Here is a 21,693-nt window from a genome sequence, read left to right on the forward strand (position 1 = left end):
GTCCGTCCCTGGACATTAGGCTCCATGCGTTTCTGTCAGCCCCAGCGCATCAGGATCAGTAGCCAGAGTACCGATGCGCCGAGAGCCAGCCAGATGCTGAGCGGGGTAAACCCCACCACCACCAGGTGAATATAGGCCGCGCAGAGCAGCCCGATGAAGAGCCGGTCACCACGTGTCGTCGCGATCGGCAGAAAGCCCTTGCGCTCGACTGTCGGTGAGATGACTTCCCAGGCCGTCATGCTCGCCAGCATGGCAGCAATGACCGCGAAGAAGACCGTGGTGGGTGTGGTCCAGACCATCCATTCCATGTCGTGTCCTCCTCAGGTACGGCCCAGGGCAAAGCCCTTGGCAATGTGGTTACGAACGAAATAGACCACCACGATGCCAGGCAATATGGTCAACGTGCCGGCAGCGGCGAGCGCTCCCCAGTCGATCCCCGAGGCGCCCTTGGTCTGGGTCATCACCGAGGCGATGGGCTGGGCGTTTGTGGAGGTCAGGGTGCTGGCAAGCAGCAACTCGACCCAGGAGAACATGAACAGGAAGAACAGGGTCACGCCGATACCCGAGCTGATCATGGGGATAAAAATCTTCACGAAGAATCTCGGGAAGCTGTAGCCATCGATGAAGGCCGTCTCGTCGATCTCCTTGGGCACGCCACTCATGAAGCCCTCGAGAATCCACACCGCCAGCGGAATGTTGAACAGACAGTGGGCCAGCGCGACCGCCACATGGGTATCGAAGAGCCCAACGGTGTAGTAGAGCTGGAAATAAGGCAGCAGGAAGACCGCTGGTGGCGCCATCAGGTTGGTCAGCAGCCAGAAGAACAGGTGCTTGTCGCCGATAAACTTATAACGGCTAAAGGCATAGGCCGCCGGGAGTGCCACCGCGATGCTGATCAACATGTTCATCAGTACGTAGGTGATCGAGTTGACGTAGCCCATGTACCAGCTGGGCTCGGTGAGGATCTTGGCATAGTGCTCGGTGGTAAAGTCCTCGGGCAACAGGGTCAGCCCGCCGAGAATCTCGGTATTGGACTGGAAGGACATGTTGAGCAGCCAGTAGATCGGCAGCAGCACGAACACGATGTACGCCGTCATCAATCCCCGACGGCGCCATTGACGGGACACAGGGCGGGCCTGACGGCGACGCCGGTTATCGGCGGCGGCGGCGCGCTGGCGAACGGCTTCTGGCGTAGTGGGCAATGAATCACTCATGTCATGCCTCCTTGTTGTTGTCGTCTTTCTGCATGTTCATGATCGCGGTGTAGAACACCCAGGTGACCAGCAGGATGATCAGGAAATAGATCAGCGAGAATGCCGCCGAGGGCCCGAGATCCTGCTGGCCAATGGCCATGGTGGTCAGCGACTGGCTGAGGAAGGTCGTGGAACTGCCAGGCCCCCCGCCGGTGAGCACGAAGGGTTCGGCGTAGATCATGAAGGAATGCATGAAGCGCAGCAGCACACCGATCACCAGCACATTGGTCAGCTTGGGGAGCTGGATATAGCGAAATACGGCCCACTTCGAGGCGCGATCGATACGCGCCGCCTGATAGTAGGCATCGGGGATCGAGCGCAGGCCGCTATAGCAGAGCAAGGCAATCAACGGGGTCCAGTGCCAGACGTCCATCAGGATAATGGTGGCCCAGGCATCCACCGGGCTCGCCGTGATGTTGTAGCCATAGCCGAGCTCGCGCAGGCCCCATCCCATCAGGCCGATATCCCCCCGCGTGAAGATCTGCCAGATGCTGCCCACCACATTCCAGGGAATCAGCAGCGGCATGGTGACGAGGATCAGCACGGCCGACGCCTGCCAGCCCTTCTTGGGCATGATCAGGGCGATGCCGATCCCCAAAGGTACCTCGATGGCCAGCACGGTCAGCGAGAAGGCAAACTGCCGCAACACCGCCGATTGCAGCGCCGGGTCGTTGAGCATCTCCTTGAACCACTCGGTGCCCGTAAAGAAGCGCGTATTGGCATCGAAAACGTCCTGGACCGAGTAGTTCACCACGGTCATCAGCGGAATGACGGCCGAGAACGCCACCAGCAGCAGCATGGGCAGAATTAGCCACCATGCACGATTGTTATAGACTTTATTCATGATCGATCTCCACGCGGAATTCGTCGACGTAAAGCCCGATTCGCTCGTCGGGGAAGCGCAGCCAGGCCTTACCCGAGGGCGTCTTCTGGTCTTCCTCGATGCGGGCCTTAAGGGCGATACCGCCAAGCATCAGATAGACGATCGAGTAGGTGCCCAGATCCTGGGAATGCTCGACCCTGGCCTGCATGCCCCCCTCGACCGGCTCGGCATGCACCTCGATGAATTCGGGGCGGATACCGAGCTTGATGTTGGTGGAGCGGGCATTGGCAACGGCATCGTGCACGTTCTTCCCTACCGTCAGCTGGGTATCACCGGCCATTACCCTCTCGTCACGCGTCGTGACATCCAGGAAGTTCATGCCCGGGCTGCCGATGAAGTAACCCACGAAGGTGTGGTTGGGCGTCTCGAAGAGTTCCCTGGGCGTACCGAACTGCACCACCTGGCCCTCGTACATCACGGCGATCTTGTCGGCGAAGGTGGACGCTTCGAGCTGATCATGGGTGACGTAGACCATGGTGATTTCGAAACGCTGGTGGATCTCCTTCAGCTTGCGGCGCAGCTTCCACTTGAGCTGAGGATCGATAACGGTAAGCGGCTCGTCGAAGAGAATCGCCGAGACGTCCTCGCGCACTAACCCCCTGCCCATGGAGACCTTCTGCTTTTCATCGGCGGTGAGGTTCTTGGCCTTGCGCTTCAGCTGGGCGGTGAGCTCCAGGACGTCGGCGACTTCCATGACGCGCTCGTGAACGCGGGCTTCAGGCGTGCGCACGTTGCGCAGCGGAAACGCCAGGTTGTCGTAGACCGTCATGGTGTCGTAGATGACGGGGAACTGGAAAACCTGGGCAATGTTACGTGCCTCGGGCGGCAGGGAGTTGACCACCTCACCGTCGAAGAGCACGTCGCCGCTGGAGGGTTCCAGCAATCCGGAGATGATGTTGAGCAGGGTCGACTTGCCGCAGCCCGACGGACCGAGCAGCGCGTAGGCGCCGCCCTGGTGCCAGACGTGATTCATCTCGCGGATGGCATAATCTTCCGGCGACTGAGGCTCGGGCAGGTAGGTATGGGCCAGGGATTTCAGGGTGATCTCGGCCATGTCAGAGGCCCCCCAGGTGAGTCGGAATATGCACCACCGCGCCCTGGCGATCGAAGGCATAGACCTTGTGGGTGGGGAAATAGAGCGTCACCGGGGCATCGACGCGGAACTCGTGGACCCCTTCGAGGTGAACGGTCATGTGGAAGAGGTCGTTATGCACGTGGAGAAAGGTCTCGGAGCCGCTGATTTCCGCCAGGTCGACGGTCATCTTGACTTCGATGTCGTCCTTGGCACGCGGCGAGAGAGAGATGTGTGAAGCGCGCACGCCGAAACGATACTCACCCGGCGCGAGGGTGCGCAGGTCGTCGTTGATGGGAAAATGCAGCGTCTTGTCGAAGGTCACCTCGGACCCGGAGATGATACCCTTGACGATGTTGATCGGCGGTTCGGAAAACATCTCGGCGGTCAGGATGTCGCTAGGACGGTGGTAGACATCCTCGGTGCGACCGTACTGCAGCAGGCGGCCTTCGTGAAGCACGGCCGTATTGCCGCCCAGTGCCAGCGCCTCGGCGGGCTCGGTGGTGGCATACACGGCAATACAGTTGCGCTCGCTGAATACCGAGCGCAGCTCTTCGCGAAATTCCTCGCGCAGCTTGTAATCCAGGTTCACCAGCGGCTCGTCGAAGAGCACGACATCGGCATCCTTTACCAGCGCGCGCCCCATGGCGGTCCGCTGCTGCTGGCCGCCTGAGAGCTCAAGGGGCTGGCGATCGAGCAAGTGCTCGATGTGCAGCATTTCGGCAACCTCGCGCACTCGCCGGTCGATCTCGGGCCGGGAGACCTTGGCAAGCTTGAGCGGCGACGCGATGTTGTCGAAGACGGTCAGGGCGGGATAGTTGATGAACTGCTGATAGACCATGGAGACGTTGCGCTTGCGCACCGAGCGACCGGTCACGTCCTCCCCATCCATCAGGATGCGCCCCCGAGTCGGCGCATCGAGTCCTGCCATCAGGCGCATCAGAGTGGTCTTGCCGGCCAGCGTCCGCCCCAGAAGGACGTTGAAGGAGCCCGGCTGGAGCTCCAGGTTGACGCCCGATATGTGAGTGGCGCCACCGACCACGTGGTCGATGTTATCTAGGATCAAGGACATACAGATCTCGACGGTTCGTTGTTATGTGGTGGGTTCTGAGACTGCTGAACACAACGTAGCTGAGATTCGCTTTCAAACACAAATGTCTTCAATCGAAAATTGCGCTGCTCTGACGGTCGGGACCGTTATTTTCAACTTAACCTGTTGTTAAATAAATAATTTTAGTGCTAGTTGAACTTTTGTCTAAGGGTTGTCGAGTGAGGGATGACGAAAGGCAGACTGGCAATCCATGTTGCAGAGTGATCGAAAACGAACATTTCATGGTACGGAAAGGAAGGCCGTGGAAGACCGTAAGCGGAAGGCCGAAAACGAAAGCGCCAGCCTCACCTGAAGCAGTTTCGCAGATCAGGTGGGGCTGGCGTCAGTGAAGCGCCGCTGCAGGATTCAACGGGTGCCGAAGATCTTGTCCCCCGCGTCGCCCAGGCCGGGGACGATGTAGCCGTTCTCGTCCAGATGGTCGTCTACTGCCGCGGTGTAGAGCTCGATATCGGGGTAGGCATCCTGCACTCGCTTGATGCCCTCGGGAGCGGCAACCAGCACGATGACCTTCATGTGCTTGCAGCCGCGCTCACGCAGCATGTCCAGTGTCGCCACCATGGTGCCACCCGTGGCCAGCATGGGATCGATGACGATCGCCATGCGCTCGTCGAGGTCGCCCGCGAACTTGGCAAAGTACGGCACCGGCTCCAGCGTCTCCTCGTCACGATAGAGGCCCACCACGCTGATCCGAGCGCTGGGAATCAGGTCGGTGACGCCATCGAGCATGCCCAGCCCCGCCCGCAGGATCGGCACGATGGTGACCTTCTTGCCCTTGAGAAGTTGCACCGGAATCTTGTTGCCGCTCCAGCCATCGATTTCCTGCTCCTGGAGCTCCAGGTCGCTGGTCGCCTCGTAGGTGAGCAACTTGGCCAGCTCGCCGGCCAGTTCGCGAAAGCTCTTGGTGCTGATGCCGGCTTCGCGCATCAGGCCGACCTTATGCTGGACAAGGGGATGCTGGATGGCGTGGACACTCATGGGAGACCTCTTGGGCGGCGGTAGAAACGTGGCGACTATCGTCGGATGGACAGCAACGACAAATTGGCGGCCATTCTAACCGCATCCCGCGTTAAGGTTAAGGCTGTGCGGGTAGCTGCCAGTCGATGGGCTCACGCCCGTGCTCGACCAGGAAGGCATTGGCCCGGGAAAAATGGTGGTTGCCGAAGAAGCCGCGGTGGGCGGAGAGCGGCGAGGGATGCGGAGATTCCAGCACCAGGTGGCGCGAGGTATCGACCAGCGCCTTCTTCTTGCGGGCCGGGCTGCCCCACAGCAGGAACACCGTGGGCTCGGCATGCGCGCTGACCGTGGCGATGGCGCGGTCGGTGAAGGTCTCCCAGCCCTTGCCGCGGTGCGAGCCGGCATTGCCCTGCTCCACCGTCAGCGAGGTATTGAGCAGCAGCACGCCCTGGCGCGCCCAGGACTCGAGATTGCCGTGATCCACCGGCTGGAAGCCCACATCCGCCTGCAGCTCCTTGTAGATGTTGGCCAGCGAAGGAGGGACGCGCACGCCAGGACGCACCGAGAAGCAAAGGCCATGGGCCTGGTTCGGGCCGTGATAAGGATCCTGGCCAAGGATCACCACCTTGACCCGGTCCAGCGGCGTCAGCTCGAAGGCACGAAACCAGTCCGCCGAGTGGGGATAGACGACCTTCCTGGCGGCCTTCTCGGCCGCCAGGAAGTCGCGCAACGACTGCATGTAGGGCGCCTCGAACTCATCGCCCAGCCACTGCTGCCAGCTGTCGGGGAGCGGACAGGCCATACTCAACGCTTTGCCTGATCGACCAGCGGCTCGACGTAGGCCACGCCCATGTCCCAGGGAAACTGGATCCAGCAGTCCTGGGCCACCTCGGTAAGGTACTGGTCGACCAGCGGCTTGCCATCGGGCTTGGCATAGATGGTCACGAAGTGGGCGTTCGGCAGCATCTCGCGCACGGCCTTGGCGGTCCGGCCGGTATCCACCAGGTCATCGACCAGCAACCAGCCCTCGCCTTGATGGTCGACGCCCTTCAGCACCTCCAGGCCGCCCTGCTCCATGTGATCGTAACTCTTGATGCAGACGGTATCGATCAAGCGCACATCGAGTTCCCGAGCGATCAGGGCCGCGGGAATCAACCCACCGCGGGTAATGGCGACGATGCCCTTGAAGTCGCGTTCGATCAGCCGGTGGCAGAGTTCGCGCACGTCACGATGCAGCTGATCCCAGGAAACGGTGAAGTGCTGGTGATAGCGATGGGTACTCATGCCGATTATTCGTCCTCGGTGAAGGAGCAGACGGAGAACACGCCGAAGCCCGCTTCACGGATGCGCTGAGACCCGCCCAGATCCGGCAGGTCGACGATGGTGGCGGTCTCGACGACCTGACCGCCGCTACGGGTGATCAACTTCGCCGCCGCCAGCATGGTACCACCGGTGGCAATCAGGTCGTCGACGACCAGGATACGATCTCCCTTGTGGAACGCATCGGAGTGCAGTTCCACCTCGGCCTCGCCGTACTCCAGGGTATAGGTCTCGCTGATGGTGCGGAACGGCAGCTTGCCCTTCTTGCGCACCGGCACGAAGCTGCAGCCAAGCTCATACGCGAGCGGTGCACCGATGATGAAGCCCCGGGCATCGATGGCGGCAATGGCGTCGAGATCCATCTCCTGATAGCGATGCACGAAGCTGTCTACCAGCTTGCGGAAGGCCGCACTGTTCTGCAGCAGCGGTGTGATGTCGCGAAAGTTGACGCCCGACTGCGGCCAGTCGGGGACCGTGCGGATCACGGACTTGATGTAGTCGCCATAGATGCTCATCGGGTCGAGCCTCGGTGAGTGAGTACAGTAGCTAGAGAAGAATTAGCCAAGGAACAGGAACTTGCCGGCAAACAGCAGCGCCAGCACGATCACCGCGGGATTCAGGTCCTTGAAGCGCCCGGAGAGCGTCTTGATCGCGGCGTAGCTGATGAAGCCCAGCGCGATACCCTCGGCGATCGAGAAGGTCAGCGGCATGGCCAGGGCGGCGATCAGCACCGGCGCAGCGTCAGTCGGGTCGTCCCAGTTGGCATGCGCCAGGCTGCCGGCCATCAGCACCGCCACATACAGCAGGGCCCCGGCGGTGGCGTAGGCCGGGATGGAGCCCGCCAGCGGTGCGAAGAACAGACTGATCAGGAAGAGTACCGCTACCACCACGGCGGTCAGGCCGGTACGGCCACCGGAGGCAATACCGGCCGTGGACTCGATGTAGCTGGTGGTGGTGGAAGTCCCCAGTGCTGCACCGGCCATGGAGGCGCCGCTATCGGCCATCATCGCGCGACCGATGCGTGGCAGCTTGCCATCCTTGTCCAGCAGCCCACCCTTGTGGGCCACGCCAACCAGGGTACCGGAGGTGTCGAACAGGTCGACGAACAGGAAGGCGAAGATCACGCTGAGCATCGCGACGTCCAGGGCACCGGCCAGATCCATCGCCATGAAGGTCGGCGCGATGGAAGGCGGCATGGACATGAAGCCACCAAACTCGTTATGCCCCAGCACCATGGCCAGCACGGTAACGCCAAGAATGCCGATCATCACCGCACCGGTGACCTTTAGGTAGGCCAGCGCGGTGATCACGAAGAAGCCCAGAAGCGCATAGAGCGCGGCGGGCTCGGAGAGATCTCCGAGGGCCACATAGGTCGCGTCGTTGGCTACCACGATACCGGCATTCTTCAGCGCGATCATCGCCAGGAAGAGCCCGATGCCCGCGGCAATCCCCAAGCGCAGGGATAGCGGGATCGAGTTGATGATCCACTCGCGGACTCTGAAGATGCTGAGCAGAAAGAAGATGAAGCCGGACAGGAAGACCGCGCCCAGCGCCGCCTCCCAGGTGTAGCCCATGCCCAGCACCACGCCGTAGGTAAAGAAGGCGTTGAGGCCCATGCCCGGTGCCTGGGCAATGGGATAGTTGGCCCATAGCCCCATGATGAGACAGCCCACCGCCGCGGCCAGGCAGGTGGCGACAAACACCGCGCCATAGTCCATGCCGGCCTGGGAGAGAATGCTCGGGTTGACGAAGATGATGTAGGCCATGGTCAGGAAGGTGGTGATCCCGGCGATGACCTCGGTCTTCACATCAGTCTTGTGCTCGACCAGCTTGAACTGGTTGTCGATCAGGCGTTGCAGCATGGTTATCGTTCCTGCGCGCGTGGACGTTGTGTTGGTCCTGAGGGATGCGAGAAAGCCCGCGAGAAAAGCCGCCTATGGTACCCAAAGCCTCGGCGCGTGGCGAGGCACCCGGGTAGCCAAGGACAGCACGGTCCAGCATAGTTAAGCAACTTGCGGGCCATTCGCCACCCGGCCATCCAACGCAGACTTGACGGAATGGTCAGGACCCGGCGTGACGCATCACTCGTCACGTGCTTCCAGCACGCGCTCCACCGTCTCGACGATGGCTTGGGTCTGGGGGTCTATCTCGATATTTGCGACATCCCCCGGGACCCGGTCTACCAGGACCGTGCGCGCCAGGGTCTCGGGGATCAGGTCGACACAGAAGCGCGGACCATGGGCCGCGCTGGCAGGAAGCGTCTGGCCAATGGTCAGGCTGATGCCATCGACGCCGATATAGCCCTTGTCGAACAGGAAACGGCCCAGCGCGTGCGGCACTTCAAACCACAGCCGGCGATTATTGGGGGCCTCATCGAGCTCAACCAGCTCGGCCAGCGCCATGACATGGCCGGACATGGCATGACCGCCGATTTCATCGCCAAAACGCGCTGCACGCTCGATATTGACGCGGTCACCCACCGCCACCGCACCAAGATTGGTCACCCGCAGCGTCTCTCGCATGAGATCGAAGCTGACCCGCTCGCCATCGATGGCCGTCACCGTGAGGCAGACCCCGTTGTGGGCCACCGAGGCCCCCAGCGCCAGTCCCTCGCGCAGCTCTGACGGCAGTGCCAGCACATGGGTGCGAAAGGCCTGCGCCTCATGGATGGCCACCACCTCGGCGGTGCCCTGTACGATGCCTGTGAACATGAACGCTCCTCGTGCTGACCGGCCGCTCCGGGCCGGGAAAGAAAGCCAGTCTAGGTAACTGCAGAAAAGACGTCCATGGCCGCAACGGGCGAGGCGCCAGCCTCCAACGACATCCACGCCACGACAAATATGTTCCAGCGCTATAGCGTCAGGCAGGAAATCTCACCAGATCAAAGCGTTCTTAACGATATCATCTCCCGTTCGCATTGACATAAGCCCGTTCGAAACCTATTGTTGGCGGCTACATTTTGAAGGCGCCGATTTGAACCCGGATTGCGGGCGCCGACGTCATGGAGAGCCCCAAGGCAATCCATGGCGTGAAGTGCAGCTAAAAGGGTGTGTCCAGCGTTGATGGCCACCCGCCAGGGTGGCCTTTTTTTGTGCCTACCCACTGCCCTGCCCGCCCGACGCTCGACCGGCGCCCCACCGGCGGCTGTGATGATTCGACTCCACGACGTTTCCAAGACCTACTACCCCAAGGGACGGCGCAGCAGCAGCGCGGCCGTGACGGCACTCAAGCATGCCGACCTCCACGTACCCCAGGGACAGATCCATGGCGTGATCGGCCTCTCCGGTGCCGGCAAGTCCACCCTGATCCGCTGCGTCAACCTGCTCGAGCGCCCCACCACGGGCACCGTCACCGTGGACGGCCAGGAACTGACGGCCCTCTCGGGGGCGGCCCTCAACCAGGCCCGCCACCGCATCGGCATGATCTTCCAGCACTTCAACCTGCTGACCTCGCGCACCGTCTTCGCCAATGTGGCCCTGCCACTGGAACTGATGGGCATGAAGCGCAGTGAGATCCGTGAGCGGGTCACGCCGCTGCTGGAACTGGTGGGCCTGGCCGACAAGGCACGACAGTATCCGGCGCAACTCTCCGGTGGCCAGAAGCAGCGGGTGGCCATCGCCCGGGCGCTGGCCAGCCGCCCCAAGGTGCTGCTCTGCGACGAGGCCACCTCGGCACTGGATCCCCACACCACCGGCGCGATCCTGGAGCTGCTGCGCGACATCAACCAGAAGCTGGGCCTGACCATCCTGCTGATCACCCACGAGATGGAGGTGGTGAAGTCGATCTGCCACCGCGTCAGCCTGATCGCCGACGGCGAACTGGTCGAGGAGGCCGAGGTGGGCGACTTCTTCACCGCGCCGCGCACCCAGCTGGGACGCGACTTCCTGAACGACTTCCTGGAATTGGAACCGCCGCGCGCCCTGATCGAGCGTCTCGAGGCCCATCCCGGCCCGCACAGCCACCCGGTGGTTCGCCTAGCCTTCTCGGGGGATGCCGTTTCGACGCCGCTGATCTCACGTCTGGCCCGCGAATGCAGCGTGGAGGTGAGCATCCTCCAGGCCAAGGTGGAGTCGATCCAGGAACGCACCCTGGGACTGATGATCGCCGAGTTGATGGGGCCGGCGGAGAAGACCCGTGAAGCCCTCGACTATCTCGAATCCCACGACCTGCAAGTGGAGGTGCTCGGCCATGTCCAGCGCAATGATTGACCTGATCCTCAAGGCCACCCTGGATACGCTATATATGGTGGCAGCCTCGGGCGTCATCTCGGCGCTGGTCGGCATCCCGCTGGGCGTACTGCTCTACGTCACGCGGCCGCGCCAGATTCTCGCCGAGCCGACGCTCAACCGTGTACTGGGGGCGATCACCAACATCGGCCGCTCGATCCCCTTCATCATCCTGATGGTCGCCATCATCCCCTTTACGAGGATGCTGGTCGGCTCGTCGATCGGCACCAATGCCGCCGTGGTACCGCTGACCATCGCCGCCATCCCCTTCGTGGCGCGACTGGTGGAGGGTGCCCTCAATGAGATTCCCCCGGGCCTGGTCGAAGCTGCCCAGTCGATGGGCGCCACGCCCTGGCAGATCATCACCAAGGTGCTGGTGCCCGAGGCCCGCGGCGGCATCTTCACGGCGCTCACGGTAACGGTGGTCACCCTGGTCAGCTACTCGGCCATGGCCGGCGCCGTGGGCGGCGGCGGCCTCGGTGACCTGGGCATTCGCTATGGCTACAACCGCTTCAACCCCACCATCATGCTGATCACCGTGGTGATCCTGGTGGTGATGGTTCAGGGCTTTCAGAGCCTGGGGGATTATTTGGTGCGCAAGAGCGACCACAAGTGAAGCTTTCGGGAAGATAACCAAAATGCATTAAAATTTTTCTGGTTATTCCATTAAAATCGTAAACGAGTCTACCACCCCCTCAACGAGGAGAACCACGATATGCGCAAGAGCCTGATCGGCACCCTGGCAGCTTCCGCCCTGACCCTTGGCGCCGGCACCGTCCTGGCCGACGAGCACGCCATCAAGGTCGGCACCGTGGCCGGCCCCGAGACCGACGTCATGCAGGTGGCCGCCGAGATTGCCGAGCGCAAGTACGGCCTCGAGGTCGAGATCATCGAGTTCACCGACTACGTGACCCCCAACGCCGCCCTGGCCGACGGCAGCCTCGACGCCAACGCCTACCAGCATGAGCCCTACATGCGCTCCATGGTCGAGGACCGCGGCTACGACTTCGCCATCGCCGGCTACACCTTCGTCTACCCGATCGGCGCCTACTCCGAGAAGTACGACAGCATCGAGGAGCTCCCGGATGAGGCCACCATCGCCCTGCCCAACGACCCCTCCAACGAGGGCCGGGCGCTGATCCTGATGCACAACGAAGGACTGATCGAGCTCAACGATCCGACGTTCCTGGAAGCTACGCCGCTGGACATCGCCGAGAACCCGCACGACTTCGACTTCCGCGAGATCGAGGCCGCCCAGCTGCCCCGTGTGCTGCCCGACGTGGACATGGCCTTCATCAACAACACTTTCGCCCAGCCGGCCGGCCTGAGCCTGGACGATGCCCTGATCAAGGAGGGCGCGGAGTCCCCCTATGTCAACCTGATCGTGGTGCGCGAAGGTGACGAGGAGCGCGAGGCCATTCAGCAGCTGGTCGAGGCCTACCAGACCGAAGAGGTCGAGGCCAAGGCGGAGGAACTCTTCGGGCCGCAGGCGGTGCCCGGCTGGAAGTGAAATAATTTCCCTATCCAGCTATCTGGAGATTCTTGTCTTTGGGGCCGGCCGCTGTGCCGGCCCTTTTACGTTAAAGGAGCCGCCATGACACCCGACTACCCTCTGCTGGCCCGCCAGCTCGAGGCCCTGCTTGATACGCGCGACTGGCTGACCAACAGCGCCCAGGCCTGCGCCTTCCTGATGCAGGAGCTCCCCGACCTCAACTGGGTCGGCTTCTACTTCCAGCGCCAGCCGGAAATACTCTCGCTGGGCCCCTTCCAGGGCAAGCCGGCCTGCCACCCTATCCCCTTCTCGAAGGGTGTCTGTGGGGCCGCCGCCCGCACGCGCGAGACCCAGCGCGTGGCGGATGTGCATGCCGTGGCCGACCATATTGCCTGCGATGCGGACTCCCGGGCCGAGCTGGTGGTACCCATCGTGGCGAATGATCGACTATGGGGCGTACTGGACCTGGACAGCCCGAGGCAGGCGCGCTTCGGCGAGGCCGACCAGGCGGGCATCGAGCGGCTGGTGGCGGTGTTCATCGAGAAGACCGACCTGGAATGAAGAACGCCCCCGCAGCCAGGGGCTGCGGGGGCGTTACAGTATCTGGTAGGACCAGGCGGATTTGAACCGCCGACCTCCACGATGTCAACGTGGCGCTCTAACCAACTGAGCTATGGTCCTGAAGCTGTCGTCACCGGGGGAATTCTGGTAGGACCAGGCGGATTTGAACCGCCGACCTCCACGATGTCAACGTGGCGCTCTAACCAACTGAGCTATGGTCCTGCATCACCGCTGCGGCGTGACTTCGCCGTGGCAACGGATGCGTATTCTACCCATCCGCCCCGGAAATGCAAGCCCGGAATCGCCGTTCAATACCCATGAATCAGCACCTTGGCCCGCTTCCCGCTACTGGGTACGCACCCGCTCCACGGCCTCTTTCCAGCCACCATAAAGACGTTCGCGTTCTGCCTCGTCCATTTGCGGCGTGAAACGCCGCTCGCAGCGCCACAGCTCGGCAATCTCGTCGAGGTCGCGATACCAGCCGAGCCTGAGACCGGCGAGATAGGCCGATCCCAGGGCCGTCGTCTCCAGTACCGTGGGCCGATCTACCTGGACACCCAGCATATCGGCCAGGAACTGCATCACCCAGTTGTTGGCCACCATGCCGCCATCGACCCTCAGGATGCCCGGCGAGGCCGACATATCATCGTCCATGCAGACCTGCAGGTCGCGGGTCTGGTAGCAGACCGCTTGAAGCCCGGCGGCGACGATCTCGGCAATGCCGGTATCACGGGTGAGGCCGAAGATGGCTCCGCGGGCCTTTGGGTCCCAGTGCGGCGCCCCCAGCCCGGTAAAGGCCGGCACCAGATAGACGCTATGGCCGCTGCGCGTCTGACACGCCAGGGCTTCGGTCTCGGCGGCATCGGCAAACAGCTGCAGGCCATCGCGCAGCCACTGTACCGTGGCCCCGGCCACGAAAATACTGCCCTCCATGGCGAAGGTGGGCTTGCCGTTCAGACGATAGGCGACGGTGGTCAGCAGGCGGTTACGGGAGGTCTCGGCAGTCTCGCCGGTATTGACGATCATGAAGCAGCCGGTGCCGTAGGTGCTCTTGCCCATGCCGGGCGAGAAGCAGGCCTGACCGACCAACGCCGCCTGCTGGTCGCCGGCGACGCCGGCAATGGGTAGCTCGCCGCCCAGCCAGCGGGGATCGACGGTGCCGAAATCGTCACTGGAATCCTTGACCTCAGGCAACAGGCTCGCCGGGATAGCAAAGAGCTCCAGCAGTGCTTCGTCCCAACGCTGCTCATGAATGTTGAACAGCGCGGTGCGCGAGGCATTGGTGGCATCGGTGGCGTGTACCCGTCCTCCGGTCAACCGCCAGATCAGGAACGTATCGACGGTGCCGAAGGCCAGCTCGCCACGCTCGGCGCGTTCTCGCGCCCCGGGCACCTCCTCGAGCAGCCAGGCCAGCTTGGTGGCCGAGAAGTAGGGATCGATGAGCAGCCCCGTGCGCGCCTGAACGTCTTCCAGGTGGCCTGCCTCACGCAATCTCCGACAGGCTTCATCGGTGCGACGATCCTGCCAGACGATGGCGTTGTACAGCGGCTCACCCGTGGCGCGATCCCACAGCAGGGTCGTCTCGCGCTGGTTGGTGATGCCGACCCCGGCGATGTCCTCGGGGGCGGCACCGGTCTCGGCGAGCACTTCACGGCAGGTGGTCAAGACGGTCTCCCAGATATCCTCGGGATCATGCTCGATCCAGCCATCGTGGGGGTAGTGCTGGGGGAACTCTCGTTGGGAGGAGGCAACGCTGCGACCCTGGCGGTCGAAGAGGATGGCGCGGGAACTGGTGGTGCCCTGGTCGATGGCCAGAAGGTATGAAGCCATGGCATGCATCCTGTTGTGGTTGTAATGGCGTGCTGATTTCGTTTTTAAACGCTAATGTTCGTTTATGATCATCCAGACTACTCCAGCCGGCCCTCCCGCTCAAATGCCCGAACACCGGAGAGGCTACGACTTTGGACGAAGATCGAGGCACAGCCCCACGCCTGCAGCGGTCGAGACGATGACGTAGAATCCGGGGAGCCAAGGAGGTTTCATGAATCAACAGCAACGCCAGGATGCCATCGTCGAGCTGGTGCGCCGCCAGGGCTATGCGAGCATCGAGCAGCTCACCGAGCATTTCACCGTCACGCCGCAGACCATTCGCCGCGACCTCAACACGCTCTCGGGCGAGGGGCGTATCCGCCGAGTCCATGGCGGCGCGGGCCTGGAGTCGAGCACCGTCAACACCTCCTACACGACACGCAAGGCCCTCAACCTCGAGGCCAAGCAGCGAATCGCTGGCCTGCTCGCACGGCACATTCCCGACCACTCGTCGCTGTTCATCAACATCGGGACCAGCAACGAGGTGATTGCCGAGGCACTGCTCGACCACCAGGGGCTGGAGGTGATCACCAACAACCTCAACGTTGCCGCGATCCTTCAGCACAAGGAGGACTTCAACGTGATCGTTGCCGGCGGCCAGGTGCGCTCTCGCGACGGCGGCATCATCGGCGAGGCAACCATCGACTTCATCAACCAGTTCAAGGTCGACTTCGGTATCATCGGTATCAGCGGGATCGACGAGGATGGCTCCCTGCTGGAATTCGATTACCAGGAAGTGCGTGTCGCCCAGGCCATCATCCGCAATTCCCGCAAGGTCTTTCTGGCCACTGACCACTCCAAGTTCCAACGCAACCCGGTGGTGCGCCAGGGCAATCTGGCCCAGCTCGATGCCCTGTTCACCGACCGCGAACCGCCCGAGGCCATCCTGCGCATGCTGACGCAGCATGAGGTGACGCTGTATATCGCCTGATGCTGCGCCCCTGTTCCTCTCGCCTCGACGCTCATCCTGACTCGCGGCCCTTTCCCTGGGGCGTGGATCCCGGCTCGACCGGACACACCAGGCAAGCCTGTTGATGTTCGTTTTGTTTTCGTCTACTTTCGGAATCAAACATCATCGAGGCCTGGACAGCGCCGGAGGAGAGATTCCATGAGTGATACGTCTCGGGAGGTGCTCGACCTCTTCGTGATCGGCGGCGGGATCAACGGCACCGGTATCGCCAACGACGCCGCCGGCCGGGGCCTTTCCGTCGGCCTGTGCGAACAGGGAGATCTTGCCGGCGCCACCTCGTCCGCCAGCAGCAAGCTGATCCACGGCGGCCTGCGCTATCTGGAGCACCACGAATTTCGTCTGGTACGCGAAGCGCTGCGCGAGCGTGAAGTACTACTCGCCAAGGCCCCGCACATCATCTGGCCGCTGCGCTTCATCCTCCCCCACCGTCCTCACCTGCGTCCGGCCTGGGTGCTGCGTGCCGGCCTGTTCCTCTACGACCATCTCGGCAAGCGCCGGAGACTCCCCGGATCACGCGGTCTCCGCCTTTCGCCGCACCAGGGCCTGGCACCCGACATCACTCGCGGCTTCGAGTACTCGGACTGCTGGGTGGATGATGCGCGCCTGGTGGTGCTCAATGCGATTCAGGCCCGCGACAACGGGGCCGATATCCGGGTCCGCACACGCTGCCTCGGGGCCCGGGAAGTCGACGGCCTGTGGCAAGTGGAACTCGAGGAGCTCGACACAGGCAAGCGGCTGACCCGCCGCTGTCGAACATTGGTCAACGCCGCCGGCCCGTGGGTGGAACAGGTGGTTCACCGTCAGGCCCAGCGGCAATCACGGTACGGGGTACGCCTGATCCAGGGCAGCCACCTGATCGTGCCACGCCTGAATCATGATGATCGGGCCTATATCCTCCAGAATGACGACGGGCGCATCGTCTTTGTCCTGCCCTACGAGGAAGATTTCAGCCTGATCGGTACCACCGACCGCCGCTATGAGGGAGATCCATCGCACGTCGCGGCAGGCGAGGAAGAGGTCGACTATCTGCTCTCGGTGGTCAACGGCTACTTCCGCACCCAGCTGTCCCGTGACGTCGTGATACGGACCTTCTCCGGCGTGCGACCGCTGTGCGACGACGAATCGGCTGACCCCTCGGCCATGACCCGCGACTACACCCTCGACCTGGATACCGATGGCCCGCCCGTACTGTCGGTCTTCGGTGGCAAGATCACTACCTACCGCAAGCTTGCCGAGGCCGCCCTGGCATCGCTCGAACCCCATCTACCGAGAATGTCCCCACCCTGGACGACACAGGCGCTGCTGCCGGGCGGCGATATCGGCGACCCGGCGAGCTTCGAGCAGCAGCTGCTCGCGACCTATCCTTTCCTGGACACCGCCCAGGCTCGACGCTTTGCCCGAAGCTATGGATCGCTGTGCGTGGAGTTCCTGGACGGCAGGGACTCCCAGGCGGCGCTCGGCCAGGCATTCGGCGCGGGACTCACGGCCGCCGAGGTGGACTATCTGATCGAGCAGGAATGGGCAGGCTCACTCGAGGACATTCTGTGGCGGCGAACCAAGCTGGCCCTGCACCTCAATGCTGTCGAGACACAGGCCCTGGCCGAGTACCTTGATGAGCGGCTCGGCCAGCGCGACAGTCACCAGACGCTCCCCGCCACAGCGCCCCACAGGCTGAGGCCCACCGCCGTTCGCCCCCCACCGCGACGTACGGCGTAAGATCATCTGTCACGCAAGCAGCCCCACAGGAGCATCTTACAAAGGGCTACCCAGCACCGTGATGCTGGCTGGCGCCAGCGCCACCCGCTCGCGATGCCGGCTCAGTTCGCGGCCTTCCAGGGCGGTCAGCAGGATCTGCAACGGGTCACCGTGACTGACCAGCAGGAAGGTATCCCCCGCGTGGCGCTGCTCCAACTGATCGATGACCTCACGCATCCGCGCGGCCACCTCAGCCACGGCCTCGACCCCGGCATGGCGATGCGCCGGGTCAAGGGCGTCCCGCGCCCAGACCTCGGCATAGCAGTCGTCTCCCTCACCCTCGAACGCCCCGAAATGGCGTTCCCGTAATCGCGTTTCGGGCTCGAGCCGCAGGCCGAAGTGCTGCGCGATGCGCTCTGCCGTCTCGGTCGTGCGACGGAAATCCGAATGCAGGATCCTTGCGGGCGCTGCCCAGCGCCAGTCGGTCAGCAGGCTATCGAGTTGCTCCCGCCCCCGGGACGAGAGGCCGTAGTCGACCAGCCCACGTTCCGGCGAGCTGATGATCAATCCCTGCTGATTGGCCTGGCTGTGACCATGGCGCATCAACAGGTAGCGGTTACGCCACTGGTCCGACGCGGGGGGGAAAATGTTTGACATGCTTTTGTCACAAACTCTAGATTGGAATGAGTTATTCGGAATCGATCATCAACATGTCGAGATCCGAACGCCCTGCACAACAATAATCTCACGAGGCATGCCATGATCCATCATCTCTCCCGCTCTCGAAAGCACCCGCTCGCCACGCTGGCCCTCTCTTCGCTGCTGCCTCTCTCGATGCTTGTCGCCGCCCAGGCGCAGGCCCAGGACGACTGCCCGAGGGGTGACCTGGCCGAGATCTACTGCGACGAGAACGGCGACATGGTCGCCGACCGCCCGGATGACGAATCGGAGTGGGTCAATCCGGACACGCTGATCTTCGCCTACACACCGGTGGAAGACCCGGCGATCTACTCCGACATCTGGCAGCCATTCATCGATCACCTCGAGGAGGTAACCGGCCGCGACGTTCGCTTCTTCGCCGTGCAGTCCAACTCGGCCCAGGTCGAGGCGATGCGTAGCGGCCGCCTGCACATTGCTGGCTTCTCCACCGGCCCGACGCCTTTCGCCGTCAACCTGGCCGGTGCCGTGCCCTTCGCGCTGATGGGCTCGGATGACGGGCGTTTCGGCTACACCTTGCAGCTCTACACCCATGTCGATTCGGGTATCGACGAGATGGAAGACCTCAAGGGCAAACGGGTCGCCCATACTTCGCCGACCTCCAACTCCGGCAACCAGGCGCCGCGCGCGCTCTTCCCCGAGATGGGGATCGTCCCCGGCGAAGACTACGAGGTGGTCTACTCCGGTAGCCACGACCAGTCCATGCTCGGCGTGGTCGCCCAGGACTACGACGCGGCTCCGGTGGCCTCAGAGGTCGTCGAACGCATGGCCGCTCGCGATCTCTACGACCCGGAAGACGTCAAGATCATCTACGAGTCCGACAGCTTCCCCACGACCTCCTACAACTACGCCCACGATCTGCATCCTGACCTGGTCGACAAGATCGAGGAAGCCTTCTTCAGCTTTGAATTCGCCGGCACCGAGTTGGGCGAAGAGTTCGAAGGGGTTGAGAAATTCATTCCCATCAATTACCAGGAGAACTGGAAGGTCATTCGCACCATCCAGAATGCCAACGGGGTCGAGTACACCCCCGACAACCTCCAGTAACGATGACGAGATAACGGCGCCGGCCTTTCGGGAAGGCCGGCGCCGTCGTCTTGATCCCCTCCTTTTGCCGATCGGATCCGCCGATGCTAGAGATATCCAACCTGATCAAGCGCTACGGCCATGACGAACCAGTGCTCAAGGGGCTTGATCTGAGCGTCGAGGACAACAGTGTGGTGGCCATCGTCGGTGCCTCGGGCGCCGGAAAGAGCACCATGTTGCGCTGTATCAACCGCCTGGTGGAGCCCACCTCGGGCTCGATCACGCTCAACGGCAGCGAACTCGTCAATCTTAGACACCGCGAGCTGCGCCACGCCCGACGCAAGATCGGCATGGTCTTCCAGGGCTTCAACCTGATCGACCGCCTGACCGTGATGGAAAACGTGCTGGCCGGCCGCCTGGGCTACGTCAACCTTTTCCAGGCCGTGACGCGGCGCTATCCCGCTACGGATATCGAACGAGCCTTCGTGCTGATGGAGCGAGTCGGCATTGCCCACTATGCCAACAAGCGCGCCGACGAGCTCTCCGGTGGTGAACGCCAGCGGGTCGGCGTGGTGCGTGCGCTGATGCAGGAACCCGAGGTCCTGCTGGCCGACGAGCCCACCGCGTCGCTGGACCCGCGCACCTCCGAACAGATCATGGTGCTGCTGCAGAGCCTGGCCAGCGAATTGTCGCTGCCGGTACTGATCAACATCCACAACGTGGCCCAGGCCAGGACCTACACCGACCGCATCGTCGGGCTGCGCCACGGCACCATGATCTTCGATGGCACCCCCGCCGATTTCGACAAGGAGGCCCTGGACGCCATCTACGGCGGCATCGAGTCGCCGGAGGATGAGACCGCCTCACCCCAGGCCGACCATGGAAAGTCTGAAGAGGAGGTCCGCCATGACTCGACCTGAGACCGGCGGGGCGAAGCCACCGCGGACCTGGCGCAAGCCACCCTTCATCGCCAATCCCCTGCTGCGCTATGGCCTGCTCGGCGTGGTGGCCGTCTATCTGGTGTGGGCCTTCGCCACCCTGCCCTTCAACTGGGAGCGCATCAGCGAAGGGCTGCCACGCGCAGCGCGCATCTTCGGCGGTGGCTTCCCGCCAAACTTCTCGCGCTTCGACCTGCTGCTGACCGGCTTCACGGAGAGCCTGCAGATCGCCATCCTCGCCACCCTGCTCGGGGTTCTGCTGTCGATCCCCTTCGCGGTGATGGCGGCGCGCAATGTCGCGCCGCTGCCCGTCTACCTGCTGGGGCGCGCGGTGATCATCGTCTCGCGCAGCTTCCATCCGGTGATCGTCGCCATCCTGTTCGTCGCCGCGGTGGGCTTCGGTCCCCTGGCCGGCATCCTGACCCTGACCCTCTACTCCATCGGTTTCGTCGGCAAGCTGCTCGCCGAGGAGATCGAGGAGATCGACTGGGGCCAGGTGGAGGCCATGCGAGCCACGGGCGCCGGCTACCTCGCCACACTCTACTATGCGGTCTTTCCCCAGATCCTGCCGCGCCAGGTGGGACTCTCCATGTACCAGCTCGACAGCAACCTGCGCGCCTCCGCGGTGGTGGGAATCGTCGGAGCGGGAGGGATCGGCAGCACCCTGATGAATGCCTTCGGGCGCTATGACTATGACTTCGCCTTCGCCATCCTGCTGGTCATCATCGCGGTGATCCTGGTCAGCGAGGGCGTGAGCGGCTGGGTAAGGAAGAAGATATGGTAGAGGACGCCGACCTGCTGGCCGAGCGCATCTGGCGACGCCACAACCCCCGGGAGCAGATCATCCGTTATGGCGTGATGCTGGTAACGCTAATGCTGGTTGTCTGGGCGGTACGCGACATCGACATCTTCTGGCCCTGGGTCTGGGATGCGCCCAACCAGATCTCGAGCCTCGGGGCACGCATGTGGCCGCCGGACCCGAGCCGGCTGGGCGAGATCGTCGCTGCCATGATCGAGACCGTGCATATCGCCACGCTCGCTACCATGCTGACCGTTTTCATTGCCCTGCCGGTCTCCTACATCGCCGCACAGAACACCACGCCCAACCGCGCCTGCCTGTGGCTGGGACGCTTTATCCTGGTCTCGAGCCGCTCGGTGAACACCATCATCTGGGCGCTGCTGTTCGTGGCGATCTTCGGGCCAGGAGTGCTGGCCGGCATCCTCGCCATCATGTTCCGCTCGATAGGCTTCATCGGCAAGCTGATGGGCGAGGCCATCGAGGAAATCGACCGTCGCCCGGTGGAGGCCATGGAAGCGACCGGCGCGTCCAAGGCGAAGGTGATCGCCTATGCCGTGGTGCCCCAAGTGATGCCGGCGTTCTTCGCCATCGTCATCTTGCGCTGGGACATCAACATCCGTGAATCGACGGTGCTGGGCCTGGTCGGCGCTGGTGGCATCGGTGTGATCCTGCAGGGCTCCATCGACACCTTCGCCTGGCAGACGGTGGCCACCATCCTGATCGCCATCATCGTGCTGGTACTGATCGGCGAGGCAATCACCGGCCTGCTGCGTCGCAAGGCACTGTAAGCGCAACGGCTCAGTCTGC

General features: G+C 62.9%; 23 protein-coding genes and 2 tRNA genes. 10 read left to right on the forward strand and 15 right to left on the reverse strand.

What is annotated here, in order from left to right; genetic code table 11:
* Positions 1-35: 35 nt before the first annotated feature.
* From FHR95_RS16280 to FHR95_RS16330, 11 genes are all read right to left on the reverse strand, one after another.
* A complete protein-coding gene (locus tag FHR95_RS16280) occupies positions 36-308 on the reverse strand; it encodes a DUF2160 domain-containing protein (RefSeq protein ID WP_040187076.1) in 273 nt (90 codons plus the stop codon).
* Positions 309-320: 12 nt separating this feature from the next.
* Entirely contained in the window at positions 321-1,214 is an 894-nt protein-coding gene (locus FHR95_RS16285; RefSeq protein ID WP_098180669.1) for a carbohydrate ABC transporter permease, read from the reverse strand.
* Position 1,215: 1 nt separating this feature from the next.
* Positions 1,216-2,097 carry a carbohydrate ABC transporter permease gene (locus FHR95_RS16290; RefSeq protein ID WP_040187078.1) on the reverse strand — a complete coding sequence of 294 codons (882 nt, stop codon included), beginning with the start codon at positions 2,095-2,097 and terminating at the stop codon, positions 1,216-1,218.
* Positions 2,090-3,190 carry an ABC transporter ATP-binding protein gene (locus FHR95_RS16295; RefSeq protein WP_183315203.1) on the reverse strand — a complete coding sequence of 367 codons (1,101 nt, stop codon included), beginning with the start codon at positions 3,188-3,190 and terminating at the stop codon, positions 2,090-2,092. The genes FHR95_RS16290 and FHR95_RS16295 overlap by 8 nt, the downstream gene beginning before the upstream one ends.
* Before the next feature lies 1 nt (position 3,191).
* A complete protein-coding gene (locus FHR95_RS16300; protein ID WP_183315204.1) occupies positions 3,192-4,280 on the reverse strand; it encodes an ABC transporter ATP-binding protein in 1,089 nt (362 codons plus the stop codon).
* 384 nt (positions 4,281-4,664) lie between these two features.
* Complete coding sequence (gene upp / locus FHR95_RS16305) at positions 4,665-5,294, reverse strand: uracil phosphoribosyltransferase (protein WP_040187093.1); 630 nt, start codon at positions 5,292-5,294, stop codon at positions 4,665-4,667.
* 97 nt (positions 5,295-5,391) lie between these two features.
* Entirely contained in the window at positions 5,392-6,075 is a 684-nt protein-coding gene (ung, locus tag FHR95_RS16310; protein ID WP_040187094.1) for a uracil-DNA glycosylase, read from the reverse strand.
* Positions 6,076-6,077: 2 nt separating this feature from the next.
* Positions 6,078-6,557 (reverse strand): xanthine phosphoribosyltransferase, encoded by a 480-nt coding sequence (gpt, locus tag FHR95_RS16315; RefSeq protein ID WP_040187095.1) that lies wholly within the window; start codon positions 6,555-6,557, stop codon positions 6,078-6,080.
* 5 nt (positions 6,558-6,562) lie between these two features.
* Positions 6,563-7,108 (reverse strand): adenine phosphoribosyltransferase, encoded by a 546-nt coding sequence (locus tag FHR95_RS16320; RefSeq protein ID WP_040187096.1) that lies wholly within the window; start codon positions 7,106-7,108, stop codon positions 6,563-6,565.
* Between the two features lie 42 nt (positions 7,109-7,150).
* Positions 7,151-8,455, reverse strand: coding sequence for an NCS2 family permease (locus tag FHR95_RS16325; protein WP_040187097.1), 1,305 nt, complete (start codon positions 8,453-8,455; stop codon positions 7,151-7,153).
* Between the two features lie 219 nt (positions 8,456-8,674).
* A complete protein-coding gene (locus FHR95_RS16330) occupies positions 8,675-9,304 on the reverse strand; it encodes a riboflavin synthase subunit alpha (RefSeq protein ID WP_183315205.1) in 630 nt (209 codons plus the stop codon).
* Between the two features lie 438 nt (positions 9,305-9,742).
* Here FHR95_RS16330 and FHR95_RS16335 point away from each other — a divergent pair, with 438 nt between their 5' ends.
* The 4 genes from FHR95_RS16335 to FHR95_RS16350 all read left to right on the forward strand — a co-directional run bounded on the left by FHR95_RS16335 (position 9,743) and on the right by FHR95_RS16350 (position 12,872).
* Complete coding sequence (locus tag FHR95_RS16335; RefSeq protein WP_040187099.1) at positions 9,743-10,801, forward strand: methionine ABC transporter ATP-binding protein; 1,059 nt, start codon at positions 9,743-9,745, stop codon at positions 10,799-10,801.
* Entirely contained in the window at positions 10,782-11,435 is a 654-nt protein-coding gene (locus FHR95_RS16340) for a methionine ABC transporter permease (protein WP_183315206.1), read from the forward strand. The genes FHR95_RS16335 and FHR95_RS16340 overlap by 20 nt, the downstream gene beginning before the upstream one ends.
* Positions 11,436-11,534: 99 nt before the next feature.
* Complete coding sequence (locus FHR95_RS16345; protein ID WP_183315207.1) at positions 11,535-12,329, forward strand: MetQ/NlpA family ABC transporter substrate-binding protein; 795 nt, start codon at positions 11,535-11,537, stop codon at positions 12,327-12,329.
* A gap of 84 nt (positions 12,330-12,413) precedes the next feature.
* On the forward strand, positions 12,414-12,872 hold the full coding sequence (locus tag FHR95_RS16350) for a GAF domain-containing protein (RefSeq protein WP_183315208.1): 459 nt from the start codon (positions 12,414-12,416) through the stop codon (positions 12,870-12,872).
* 43 nt (positions 12,873-12,915) lie between these two features.
* Here FHR95_RS16350 and FHR95_RS16355 read toward each other — a convergent pair.
* The 3 genes from FHR95_RS16355 to glpK form a co-directional block, all read right to left on the reverse strand.
* A tRNA-Val gene (locus tag FHR95_RS16355) sits at positions 12,916-12,992 on the reverse strand.
* 25 nt (positions 12,993-13,017) lie between these two features.
* A tRNA-Val gene (locus tag FHR95_RS16360) sits at positions 13,018-13,094 on the reverse strand.
* Positions 13,095-13,217: 123 nt separating this feature from the next.
* Positions 13,218-14,702: a glycerol kinase GlpK gene (gene glpK, locus FHR95_RS16365; protein WP_040187103.1), complete on the reverse strand. Its 1,485-nt coding sequence runs from the start codon at positions 14,700-14,702 to the stop codon at positions 13,218-13,220.
* 211 nt (positions 14,703-14,913) lie between these two features.
* On the opposite strand from glpK, the gene FHR95_RS16370 reads away from it, so the two are divergent.
* The gene (locus FHR95_RS16370) at positions 14,914-15,672 is read left to right on the forward strand and encodes a DeoR/GlpR family transcriptional regulator (RefSeq protein WP_040187104.1); all 759 of its coding nucleotides are present in this window, start codon (positions 14,914-14,916) and stop codon (positions 15,670-15,672) included.
* A gap of 177 nt (positions 15,673-15,849) precedes the next feature.
* Positions 15,850-17,427: a glycerol-3-phosphate dehydrogenase gene (gene glpD / locus FHR95_RS16375; protein WP_183315209.1), complete on the forward strand. Its 1,578-nt coding sequence runs from the start codon at positions 15,850-15,852 to the stop codon at positions 17,425-17,427.
* A gap of 36 nt (positions 17,428-17,463) precedes the next feature.
* Here the strand turns inward: glpD and FHR95_RS16380 are convergent, their stop codons facing one another.
* Complete coding sequence (locus FHR95_RS16380; protein ID WP_183315210.1) at positions 17,464-18,063, reverse strand: histidine phosphatase family protein; 600 nt, start codon at positions 18,061-18,063, stop codon at positions 17,464-17,466.
* A 102-nt stretch (positions 18,064-18,165) separates the two neighbouring features.
* On the opposite strand from FHR95_RS16380, the gene phnD reads away from it, so the two are divergent.
* From phnD to phnE (FHR95_RS16400), 4 genes are all read left to right on the forward strand, one after another.
* Positions 18,166-19,170 carry a phosphate/phosphite/phosphonate ABC transporter substrate-binding protein gene (gene phnD / locus FHR95_RS16385; protein ID WP_040187106.1) on the forward strand — a complete coding sequence of 335 codons (1,005 nt, stop codon included), beginning with the start codon at positions 18,166-18,168 and terminating at the stop codon, positions 19,168-19,170.
* An 83-nt stretch (positions 19,171-19,253) separates the two neighbouring features.
* Positions 19,254-20,069, forward strand: coding sequence for a phosphonate ABC transporter ATP-binding protein (gene phnC, locus FHR95_RS16390; RefSeq protein WP_183315211.1), 816 nt, complete (start codon positions 19,254-19,256; stop codon positions 20,067-20,069).
* Positions 20,056-20,871, forward strand: a complete 816-nt coding sequence (phnE, locus tag FHR95_RS16395) for a phosphonate ABC transporter, permease protein PhnE (RefSeq protein ID WP_183315212.1) — start codon at positions 20,056-20,058, stop codon at positions 20,869-20,871. Before phnC ends, phnE (FHR95_RS16395) begins: the two co-directional genes overlap by 14 nt.
* On the forward strand, positions 20,865-21,674 hold the full coding sequence (gene phnE / locus FHR95_RS16400; RefSeq protein WP_183315213.1) for a phosphonate ABC transporter, permease protein PhnE: 810 nt from the start codon (positions 20,865-20,867) through the stop codon (positions 21,672-21,674). The genes phnE (FHR95_RS16395) and phnE (FHR95_RS16400) overlap by 7 nt, the downstream gene beginning before the upstream one ends.
* The last annotated feature ends 19 nt before the right edge of the window (positions 21,675-21,693 follow it).

It is taken from the genome of Halomonas fontilapidosi, from assembly GCF_014192285.1.
In the GTDB taxonomy this organism is placed as follows: Bacteria; Pseudomonadota; Gammaproteobacteria; order Pseudomonadales; family Halomonadaceae; genus Halomonas; species Halomonas fontilapidosi.

Coding starts and splice junctions, on each gene's coding strand:
- FHR95_RS16280 (WP_040187076.1), bottom strand. CDS start 308: ATGGAATGGATGGTCTGGACCACACCCACCACGGTCTTCTTCGCGGTC.
- FHR95_RS16285 (WP_098180669.1), bottom strand. CDS start 1,214: ATGAGTGATTCATTGCCCACTACGCCAGAAGCCGTTCGCCAGCGCGCC.
- FHR95_RS16290 (WP_040187078.1), bottom strand. CDS start 2,097: ATGAATAAAGTCTATAACAATCGTGCATGGTGGCTAATTCTGCCCATG.
- FHR95_RS16295 (WP_183315203.1), bottom strand. CDS start 3,190: ATGGCCGAGATCACCCTGAAATCCCTGGCCCATACCTACCTGCCCGAG.
- FHR95_RS16300 (WP_183315204.1), bottom strand. CDS start 4,280: ATGTCCTTGATCCTAGATAACATCGACCACGTGGTCGGTGGCGCCACT.
- upp (WP_040187093.1), bottom strand. CDS start 5,294: ATGAGTGTCCACGCCATCCAGCATCCCCTTGTCCAGCATAAGGTCGGC.
- ung (WP_040187094.1), bottom strand. CDS start 6,075: ATGGCCTGTCCGCTCCCCGACAGCTGGCAGCAGTGGCTGGGCGATGAG.
- gpt (WP_040187095.1), bottom strand. CDS start 6,557: ATGAGTACCCATCGCTATCACCAGCACTTCACCGTTTCCTGGGATCAG.
- FHR95_RS16320 (WP_040187096.1), bottom strand. CDS start 7,108: ATGAGCATCTATGGCGACTACATCAAGTCCGTGATCCGCACGGTCCCC.
- FHR95_RS16325 (WP_040187097.1), bottom strand. CDS start 8,455: ATGCTGCAACGCCTGATCGACAACCAGTTCAAGCTGGTCGAGCACAAG.
- FHR95_RS16330 (WP_183315205.1), bottom strand. CDS start 9,304: ATGTTCACAGGCATCGTACAGGGCACCGCCGAGGTGGTGGCCATCCAT.
- FHR95_RS16335 (WP_040187099.1), top strand. CDS start 9,743: ATGATTCGACTCCACGACGTTTCCAAGACCTACTACCCCAAGGGACGG.
- FHR95_RS16340 (WP_183315206.1), top strand. CDS start 10,782: ATGTCCAGCGCAATGATTGACCTGATCCTCAAGGCCACCCTGGATACG.
- FHR95_RS16345 (WP_183315207.1), top strand. CDS start 11,535: ATGCGCAAGAGCCTGATCGGCACCCTGGCAGCTTCCGCCCTGACCCTT.
- FHR95_RS16350 (WP_183315208.1), top strand. CDS start 12,414: ATGACACCCGACTACCCTCTGCTGGCCCGCCAGCTCGAGGCCCTGCTT.
- glpK (WP_040187103.1), bottom strand. CDS start 14,702: ATGGCTTCATACCTTCTGGCCATCGACCAGGGCACCACCAGTTCCCGC.
- FHR95_RS16370 (WP_040187104.1), top strand. CDS start 14,914: ATGAATCAACAGCAACGCCAGGATGCCATCGTCGAGCTGGTGCGCCGC.
- glpD (WP_183315209.1), top strand. CDS start 15,850: ATGAGTGATACGTCTCGGGAGGTGCTCGACCTCTTCGTGATCGGCGGC.
- FHR95_RS16380 (WP_183315210.1), bottom strand. CDS start 18,063: ATGTCAAACATTTTCCCCCCCGCGTCGGACCAGTGGCGTAACCGCTAC.
- phnD (WP_040187106.1), top strand. CDS start 18,166: ATGATCCATCATCTCTCCCGCTCTCGAAAGCACCCGCTCGCCACGCTG.
- phnC (WP_183315211.1), top strand. CDS start 19,254: ATGCTAGAGATATCCAACCTGATCAAGCGCTACGGCCATGACGAACCA.
- phnE (WP_183315212.1), top strand. CDS start 20,056: ATGACTCGACCTGAGACCGGCGGGGCGAAGCCACCGCGGACCTGGCGC.
- phnE (WP_183315213.1), top strand. CDS start 20,865: ATGGTAGAGGACGCCGACCTGCTGGCCGAGCGCATCTGGCGACGCCAC.